Genomic DNA, 3,411 nt, shown 5'->3' with positions numbered 1-3,411 from the left:
ACCAATAAAAGCTAATAAATAAAATCGTTCTTTATCTAATTCCAATCCGTACAAATTTAATTTTTTTAAAAAACCTTCTAATTCAGCATGATTCAGGTATTTCTCAACAATGTTATCCTTTGTTTATTTAATGTTCGTTCTACTGGTTTGAATTTAAAGTGCAACAGTATTCGGTTCGTGTAATTTGTAAAATTTCAATAGCCATATGCGACTCGATTTAACACCTACTTAATACAAGTCGGTTAATCTTTAAAGATTTGTCCAATTTAGTGTTGACATACCAGATTGTAGCCGCAACTGGACCTTTGGCCATAGGTGCTGCAGTAGTAGGTTACATGATTAAAAAGAAAATGAAGGTATTAGGAACGACAGCAGCAATCTTATGGTAAGTATTCATTGTGTAAAACTATAGTAGTATTATTATAACTACTATAATTTTACACTTATAATTCTTTGATTATGATGATTAAAAGGAGATTTTATATGAAAATATTTATTAATTTAATTTTCAACCATCATCTTCTACATTTTCGATGGCTGGTAAATCGGATTAATCCATATCTGGTATTGGATAAAAGAACAGTATCATTATCTATTATTTCAACTGCGTTCTTTTTAATACCAATTAGTTATATTTTTTTCTTAATATTATTTAATATTTCTAAAAATTTCGGGATTGACTTTTCATCTACTCATATAGCCTCCAATGTATATTTTTTATATTATATACTTCTTATTAATTATTTAATTTTTAGCTCATTTAAAGAAGGATATGTTAGAGTTTTTAAATCACCAGACTATCATTTCTTGAAATTACATAAAGTAAAAGTGAATTATATCTTATATGCAAAATTAATTGATGCTTTTTTCTTGGGAATAGTGATCTTTATTCTTCCTTTAAACATAGGATTCTATTTCTCTTTTGTTAAATCATTTAAAAATGATTTACCTATAAGTGCATTGATTATGATCATACCAATTATATTCTTTGCATTATTATTAAGGGTTTTAATTATGGTCTTTATTAATATTTTAGATAATAAACCGATTATCTCCTCAGTCATAGGAAAATTTTTCATATTTATTTCCACTATATTTATAGGTTGGCTGACTTCAAATTTATTAATTAATAAATCAACCATTGGATATGAAAATGCAATTGAACTTTTGAATAGATTACAAATTAATTCTGCCTTTTTTTCTGTAAAGGGAATATTTTTATTAACAGTAGTAACTTTGGTGATATTATTAATTAATTTATTAATCCTGAAAAGAGTAGAGAAATTTATCGACAAACAAAGATTAGAAGGTAGCGGGAAATTTAAGAAAAACAAACTAGTTCTTAAACATTTAATCATCAATTCTAAATCAAAATCTAGAGTTTTAAATATATTATATAAAGATTTGATTTTATTATTTAGAGGAGAAAGATTATTAGGTACTTTCATTAAAATAAGTTTCGTTCTATCTGGGTTTTCAATTGGCTTAGTTTTTACACTTTCTAAGGATTTTTACAATAGATATCAAATAGGAGTAATTATCTTAATTATATTAGTATTCCAACTTTTTTTAGCTAATATAATATCCGCTAGCATGGGTAAAGTTTCCAGTATTGAATCAGAAAGAGATTGGCTTACATTATATTATCCAAATTTAGAGAAACCCCACTTTATATATATAGCGAAATTTATTTTGCAATTCTTTATCTGTTTTTTTGGAGTACTATTCTCTACAATTCTATTGTTTTTCTTATCTGATTTTTCTATAATGATTTTCATTTCCATGATTATTAGTGCTGTTTGTATTTGCTTAATATCGGTATTAAGTTTTATTTTAGGAAGTGCTTCTTTTCCAAATTTCCATTGGGAAAGTGAGGAAAAAATTAATACATCTATTTTAGGTCATATAATACAAAGTATTTTCACAGGTTTATATGGATTAATTAATTTTACAATAATCGCCACAAATACATCTTATTTATATGCAAAAAAAATAACATTAGACACTTTCTTAAATGAATATATATATATAAATTTAGTTCTTACTTTTGTTTTTGGGATATTAATTATTATTATTTTACAAGCTCCTCTGTGGAAAGGATGGAAAATAAAATGATTACTGCAAAAAACATTTCATATACTTATGAAAATACAGAAAATAAAGCTTTGAACTCACTATCATTTTCGATAGAACAAGGGGAAATTGTAGGGTTACTAGGGCATAACGGTGCAGGTAAAACTACATTATTAGAATGCTTGTGTGGTCTTCGTGAGGTCACAGAGGGCAATATTTTTACTGACAATAAAAAAGAGAAGTTGTCAAAAAAGATATCTTATGTACCGACCGATTTATACTTATATAATATGTTAACTGTGGAAGAAACTATTTTATTTATAGGAAAAATATACTCTTTGAGTAATCAACGTATTATGGATAAAGCTCTACCCTTAATAAATCAATTTTCTTTATATGAAAAATTAACTGAATATGTTAAGAACATATCTTTTGGAATGAAACAACAACTAGCTTTAATATTAGGAATCCTGAATTCACCTAGATACTTATTATTAGATGAACCAATGAATGGTTATGATGCATTAACAACAAATAACACTAAGAAATTCTTAAAACAGTATGTTAATAATCAAAAAGCAGGTGTTTTAATATCTTCTCATCGTTTAGATATTATTGAAGATATTTGTGACCGAGTAATTGTAATTAACAACGGAATCTTGATATACCAAGGTTCAATACCTAACTTGAAAAATGAAAATTCTTTAGAAGATGCTTTAATTAGCATTCTCCAAGGAGAAGCATAAATGAAAATTAAAACTTTCGCACACATCTTTAATAAAAAAGAGATAATGTTATTAATTTTTATTTTTTTTATGCATTCTTTCCTTAGTTAGTTATTTAATTCCTTTCTCTGTTAGAGGTTACATGTCTACCTCCATCGATAATGATATAGGAGGTCAGTCAGATTTGCTGATCAATCCATTTTATTACATAAGTCATAATATTACAGTTAACCTCTATGTAATGAGTGGTATTCTTACTTTTGGTTTAAGTACAATATTTACATTATTTCTGAATGGATATGATTTAGGAGTAATATTTTTTGGTTTTAGCGAGATTAACTCTTTTTCAAGTGCGGTATTACATATAATCGCACATGGAATATTTGAGATTCTAGGATTGGTAATCTCCGGTTCAATCGGTTCTACTCCTTTATATTTTTTTTACTGTTTTTTTTGACTAATAAACAGATACTATATAAAAAAGTTATAATAGTACTGATTAATTTAATTCTTATTTCATTTATACTTATATTTATTACGTAAGCGTCAAATAGCCCACACCTATCATTCAGGTCTGGGCTCATGCTATGATTGGGTTACTTCTTACTTGGTA

The 3,411-nt window shown here is 26.4% G+C and carries 3 protein-coding genes; all 3 read left to right on the top strand.

Features of this window, described 5'->3' with window-relative positions; translation table 11 throughout:
- Positions 1–483 precede the first annotated feature (483 nt).
- Entirely contained in the window at positions 484–2,115 is a 1,632-nt protein-coding gene (locus tag ACH6CY_RS15495) for a hypothetical protein (protein WP_374068215.1), read from the top strand.
- Positions 2,112–2,819 (top strand): ABC transporter ATP-binding protein, encoded by a 708-nt coding sequence (locus ACH6CY_RS15490; protein WP_374068214.1) that lies wholly within the window; start codon positions 2,112–2,114, stop codon positions 2,817–2,819. The genes ACH6CY_RS15495 and ACH6CY_RS15490 overlap by 4 nt, the downstream gene beginning before the upstream one ends.
- Positions 2,820–2,940: 121 nt before the next feature.
- On the top strand, positions 2,941–3,255 hold the full coding sequence (locus ACH6CY_RS15485) for a stage II sporulation protein M (protein WP_374068213.1): 315 nt from the start codon (positions 2,941–2,943) through the stop codon (positions 3,253–3,255).
- The last annotated feature ends 156 nt before the right edge of the window (positions 3,256–3,411 follow it).

This window comes from Paraliobacillus sp. JSM ZJ581 (assembly GCF_044383835.1).
In the GTDB taxonomy this organism is placed as follows: domain Bacteria; phylum Bacillota; class Bacilli; order Bacillales; family Amphibacillaceae; genus Paraliobacillus.
The sequence above is the reverse complement of the archived record's forward strand: the minus strand, read 5'-3'. Positions and strand labels throughout refer to the sequence as shown.